The 6,748-nt window shown below is 49.2% G+C and carries 2 protein-coding genes; both read right to left on the reverse strand.

The annotated features are described in order from the left end of the window. Window positions 1-1,431 (reverse strand): histidine kinase N-terminal 7TM domain-containing protein (locus tag AC1DUA_RS17415; RefSeq protein ID WP_477500973.1); only part of this gene is annotated, 1,431 nt, incomplete at its 3' end. Between the two features lie 327 nt (window positions 1,432-1,758). Continuing rightward, window positions 1,759-6,609 (reverse strand): leucine-rich repeat protein, encoded by a 4,851-nt coding sequence (locus tag AC1DUA_RS17420; protein WP_477500974.1) that lies wholly within the window; start codon window positions 6,607-6,609, stop codon window positions 1,759-1,761. Window positions 6,610-6,748 lie beyond the last annotated feature (139 nt).

Consider the following 6,748-nt stretch of genomic DNA (forward strand, 5'->3'; position numbering starts at 1 on the left):
CTCTTTATCTGCGCTAACTGTAAGCTTCTCGTCAATTTGCTCTCTCAGCACAATATGCTTCATTTCTGCCTTCGACTCTGCTAGTAACAGGGATTGACGAACGACTTGCTGCAAATTCCAGCCTAGCGGTCGAAACACGACATTCCCTTTCTGGTTGCGATACCAGTCGAGCAAATTCTCGACAAGATAGAACGTGTTCTGTACTTGTCCTTGGAGTACTCCGAACAATTCGACATGCTCATTGTTATCCGCAGCAAGTTCTTCACCAAGCAGTTCGGTTATACTGACCAAGTGCGCGATCGGATCACGAACGTCGTGTGCTACAACAGTAAACATTTTGTCCTTAAACGAATTTAGTTCCAAAAGCTGGTTCGCACTCTCACGTAGACGTGCCTCGTTTTCTTTCAACTCCGTAATATCATTAAAGAGGATCATTTTTCCAATGGCTGTGCCTGAATCATAGATGAACGATACGCTGCATTGATAATATTTATTTTTATTGCCATCCGCTTGGGATCTGTAGAACGAGAACCGTTCGTTTCCGTGATGAGAGTCAAGAATGGGATGAATCAATTCAGGAATTGCGAAGAGAACCTCCCCGACATAGGCAGGGTAATGTTTCGTCAATGTGAGTTCCGGTAAGACGCATTCGGCCGCTTTGTTGTAGCTGACAATTTGATCCTTGTAATCGAGCAGGATAACACCATCCCGGATGGTGTCGAACACTTGAGTCAGCGCAAGCGGTGTAAATCGGAGCAGATTGAATCGCAGAATTCCCCAGGCATAGACGATCCCAGACACTGCGAACCCGAAAGGCGTCAAATCGACCACCATTCCAAACCACAAGGTTATATTGAACAACAAGGGCACTGCGGCTCCCATGGTCAGTACGATAATTTGCTTGCGAACAATTTTTGAAGACCGCCAATACATCGGGATAAATAGAAAAAATCCACACAATAACACGAAGTAATTATATAGCGTGTGTGCTTTATACCAAGGTCCTTTAACTGTTGTATACAATGGAAATGAAGTAGACTCATTGAAGATATATTGCTCATAAAAAAGGTGATGCCACTCATTGGTCAAATGGGAAAAAAAGACCCCTACAGGGATAACAAATAGTGCCACCGCAAGCCGTTTTCGGTAACGCGAAGCCGTCCCAGAGAATTGGATGACCTGGAAGAGCCATAGGGTCGTGACGAATGGAATGCCCACATATTCGATTTGAAGCGAAAGTTTAACTTCGTATAAGTTGCGGCTTAACAATTCGAAAGCATAACCACTTGCGTACCAAGCCGCTCCTATCATAATCAAAATCATCGTTCTAGCGACTGGTAAATGCCGTTGCTGATAGGACAAAAACGCAACGTATATCATGAATCCCGCTGCCAGAAAAAGCAGTAAGGACAACCATTGAACTGTGTTCACTACAGCGTCTCTCCTCACTATGGAACTGCCATGCGGGTCAGTCCTAAGTAAACCTCCTTTTCAATATACATGCTTATTCATCGAGTATCTACCCTCCCCCCTAGTTATTCAAGTAAATAAGCAGTAACAGCATTTCGTCAATTAGTAGGCTCAAGAACTTGAGGATACAAAATAAAAAAGCCGCATCACATGCGACTTTTCATGTAACCAATTCTTCTTTTGCCCTACACAGTCTACTGTTGCAAAGAAGTCCAAAAAAGGAGCGCGGCCACAGAACAAGCTCCTTCACTATCTCGATGAGACTTGTATTGATTTCTTTGCTTGTTTTTAATCGATAAAATGCACGTATTGCAGGAACCTTTTCAGTATAACTGCTGCCTGCGCCCTCGTTGCATGCTCCATCGGGACAAAACGTCCGTCTTCCATACCTTTCATAATGCCATCTTCCGAAGCTCGGACTACCGCCTCATGAGCCCATGAAGAAATGGATTCTCGATCCGTGAAAGCGTCTAGGTGGCTGCCCTCTTGCCCTTTCCCTTCACTACCAGTTCCTTGACTGGTCAAGGTTAAGGCGCTGGCGATCACAACGGCCATCTGCTCACGGGTAATCGGGTCATTGGGAGCAAAAAGGCCAGCACCGATGCCGCTAACCAGGCCGCTATCCACTGCTGCACTTACTGCAGATGCATACAATGCAGATGCAGGGACATCCGCAAAACGGGCACCGCCCCCGCTCTCCTCTACGGATAGCCCTAGTCCGCGAACGAGCAAAGCTGAGAATTCCGCTCGTGAAATGCTTCCCTCTGGCGCGAAACGATCGTTCGCCACACCGTTCACCAGCAGCTTGGACGCCAGATGCTCCACATCCGCTTTCGCCCAGTGATTGTTTAGGTCAGCGAACGTTCGAGCTTGCACATCTACAACCGTGTACATGCTGTTATGTGGCACGTTCAGAATCGCTTCGTTTGTGCCATCTGGACCAGTTTCCAGCTGTGCCGGAACAAAAACGACGGTGCCATTTGCCGGGATATACTGAACGGCTACCAGGTTACGGTTCATGTTCCCTCCGTCTAACTTAATGGTCCGAATCGAGTAAGATCCGCCAAAGTCATGCACCTCCAACGTTTGCCCGTTTGCTTCCGCCGTCACCTTGTAGTCAATGACATCGGCGGAAACAGCAAAACCTTGGGAAACGCCAATCCGATTAATCTCTTGTCGAACATTCTCGCTGACCTGCACCTGTATGATGTTCACGGTCAAATCCGATACTTCCGTGCCGAGACGCTCCGCCAAGCCAATAAGATCGATCGCGCTTATCCGCAACTGATAGCTGGAATTGTTCAGCCTCACCTCGATAATTGCATTAGGATAAGCTTGGGCCATATCCGCGATCCAGCCAGCCGGAAGCTGTGTTTGTACCGCTTGCTCCCGATTGCCAATTCTAATGCTGACAAGTGGTTCCTTCGCATCTTTCAGGAGTTCCAGTACCCTCTCCCTCGTCCGTTCGGGGAGGATAACCTGTTCGACCACCATGCCGTCCGAACGCGTAATCTTTTTGAGGTCGGAAGGATCGACAAGAGCGGTAATCCCGCCGTTCCTATTTATCTGCACATTCGTCTCCAATGTAGTCGGTCTATCGCCATTATAGCCATTATCCGATGAAGACGGGAGTGAGATCCCAGTAATATTGATGGTTTTCACTGTATCATTGCCTGCTTCGTCTAAGGCATATACGGTATAGTCGCCGTTAGCAGTAATCATGAATTGAGATGCGGCCAAAATATCGGTTCCTTTCGTTCCACTAACAAAATCAGCCTCGCTAAGGCTTCCAGGCAACCAACGGAGCTCCGTCAGCGCATTTCCCGCAGTTACGCCGTACACGTTTGCGGTCACGCTGATCGCTTTACTAGCCGATCCGTTCCATGCAGCCGTCAGGGCAACATCGGGCGGTATCGCCACGATACGTATTCCGCTCGCTTCTGGTGCAACGTAAGTCAGCGAAGCCGCTAACCCGCTGGAGGTGCGAACGATGCTTGAGCCGTTCGGGAGCTCCAATGAAGCGGCAACTTTAATTCCGTCAACATCCGCGAGCCCGGCCGGAATTTCGTATTCGAAAGTAAGTTTTGTCAATGCTGTGCCGCGCTCTCCTGTATATGGGGCATATACCGTCTGAGCGACGGAATCATCTCCAATCATGATCGGAATGGCGGGTGTCCCGATCACGGTTACTTCGTATCCGTAAAATAACGTAAATCGAAGCGTATCTCTTGTTCCATACAAATCATTGGCCGATGTGGTTAGCACCACCCCCACCCAAGAGGCTTCAAATACTGCCGAAGCGTCGTTCAAACTGACAGTGGCTGCATCCAGTCGAGTCTGAGATTGATTCTTCGCATCGTCGGCAATAGCCTGCGCTGCATCTATTGCGGTCTGCAGTGCTGCGCGGTCTACTGCTGAAGTCTGCCCTACATCCGTACCTGCTGGATGGTCCGCCAACGCCTGCTGCGCCGCTATAATCGCCGAGCCGAGCGTCGTCGGAATGCCCGCWTGTATTATGGCGGCATTAAACGCTTTAACCGCTGAGTTTAACTGGTTAACGGCAGTATCCAATTGATCTTGCGTATAATTACTCGCGTTATCGAGTATCTGCTGCGCCGTATTAGATGCAGTCTGCAGCGCAGTGCGCGTTACTGCCGAGGTCAGTCCTACATCCGTACCTTCTGGATGATCCGCCAGCGCCTGCTGTGCCGCAATAATCGCCGCGCCCAGCGTCGTCGGAATGCCCGCATGTATAACAGCGGCATTAAAGACTTGAACTGCTGAGTTTAACTGATTTGCGGCAGTATCGAGTTGATCCTGCGTGTAATTACCCGCGTTATCAAGTATCTGCTGCGCCGTATTAGATGCAGTCTGCAGTGCAGTGCGCGTTACTGCCGAAGTCTGTCCTACATCCGTACCTTCTGGATGATCCGCCAACGCCTGCTGTGCCGCCGTAATCGCCGCGCCCAGCGCAGTCGGAATGCCCGCTTGTATAACAGCGGCATTAAACACTTGAACCGCTGAGTTTAACTGATTAGCGGCAGTGTCCAATTGATCTTGCGTGTAGTTGCCCGCGTTATCGAGTATCCGCTGCGCCGYATTAGATGCAGTAAGCAGTGTAGTGCGCGTTACTGCCGAAGTTTGTCCTACATCCGTACCTTCTGGATGATTCGTCAACGCCTGCTGTACCGCTATAATCGCMRCGCCYAGCGCCGTCGGAATGCCCGCTTGTATAACGGCGGCATTAAACACTTGAACTGCTGAGTTTAACTGGYTAACMGCARTATCCARTTGATCCTGCGTGTARTTGCCCGCGYTATCGAGTATCTGCTGCGCTGCATTAGATGCAGTCTGCAGTGCCGTGCGAGCTCCCGCTGACGCCTGCCCCACGTTCACCCCTAGCGGATGATCCGTCAACGCTTGCTGCGCTGCCGYGATCGCTGCGCCCAGCGCTGTCGGAATGCCCGCTTGTATAACTGCAGCGTTAAARACTTGAACCGCTGAATTTAACTGGTTAACGGCAGTATCAAGTTGATCCTGCGTGTAATTGCCCGCGTTAWCGAGTATCTGCTGCGCTGCATTWGATGCAGTCTGCAGTGCSRTGCGTGTTCCCGCTGAGGTCTGCCCCACGTTCACCCCTACTGGATGATCCGCCAACGCCTTCWGCGCCGCCGTGATCGCAACGCCTARCGCTGTCGGAATGCCCGCTTGTATAACTGCAGCATTAAACACTTGAACCGCTGAGTTTAACTGRTTARCRGCARYATCSAGTTGATCCTGCGTGTAATTRCCCGCGYTATCGAGTATCTGCTGCGCTGCATTAGATGCAGTCTGCAGTGCGGTGCGCGTTCCCGCTGACGCCTGCCCCACGTTCACCCCTTSYGGATGATCYGTCAACGCCTTCTGYGCCGCCGTGATCGCMACGCCYAGCGCTGTAGGATCGCCGGCTGAGATAATCACGTCTTCGAATGTATCTATCGCCATTTCCAAATGTGCCACAGCCACATCTAATTCATTTTGAAGATATTGGGCGGCTTGAGTGAAAATTTGCTGGGCTGCAGTGATCGCGTTTTGCAAAGCGCTGCGGTTTGCCGCCGAAGTTTGTCCCACGTTCACCCCTTGCGGATGATTCGTCATCGCCTGCTGTGCCGCCGTGATCGCCGCCACCAACGCTGCGGGATTTCCGGCCTGGATAATTTCCCCATTGAATGCTGAAATTGAAGAAGTCAGAGGTATTGCGGCGTTTGCCAGGTCGGAGGCGATGGTCGCATTCCCGATTCCGTCGATAAAAAGCATAGCTGCATCATAGGCTACAGACAAGTTGTTGTAGGTATTAGCCGGCACTTGTCCTACACCAGTGCCCGCTAGATGACTTTTTAACAATGACTTGGCGCTAACGACCGCTTGAAACAACACAGTTCCGTCAACAAACGTATGTCCGTTACTCGACGCATAAGTATTTACGGGTGAATTCGCAATCCCGAATATTTTCAGATTGCTTGGATTACCCTCAAATACGCCTGACCCAAAAGTTGTTGCATTGCCTAACACAGTAATGCTTGTCAAGTTGTTATTATAAAATGAGCTACTGTCGACTTTCGTTACGCCTGCTGGGATGATTAGCTTCGTAATGTGATTAGTGTCGAAAGCTCCACCGTTAATCGTCTTCAAATTTTCCGATAATTTAATCGATGTCAAATTATTCATATAAAAAGAGTAGTTGCCGATCATCGTCACACTATCTGGAAATTCGACGGAAGTTAAGGGATTGTTTTCGAATGCGCTGGAGCCGATTGTTAACAAGCTTTCAGGAAGGTCTATGGAAGTGAGGCTAGTATAACGGAATCCATACGTTTGAATGACCTTCACGCTGCTCGGAATTACGACGCTCGTAATTTTAGGTTTGCCCGTACCGTACGTATCAAATGCTGATCTCCCGATCTCGGTTACCGTCGTATCCGCATACGCAGCGGGAATAACCACGTTCAGATCCGTGCCCTTATAGTCCGTAACCGTCGCACCATTGGAACCGACTGTAAAAGTAAAATCGTTCTCAGCTGCATATACAGGTCGAATCTGCGCAAATGAAGTCCCAAACGCAAATAATACAATGAATAGGGATAAGACTAATTTTTTCATGGTTTTCTCCTTTAATATAAAGTTTGAAGCGAGATGACGATGAGAGTAGAAGCTTATTGGATGAACTGGATACGGAAAGGTATCTGCGGTTTCTGCAACTTGACGTTCACCATATTTTATAATAAAGAAGGCTAATGAA

The sequence above is a fragment of the Paenibacillus sp. 01T422 genome, assembly GCF_056398785.1.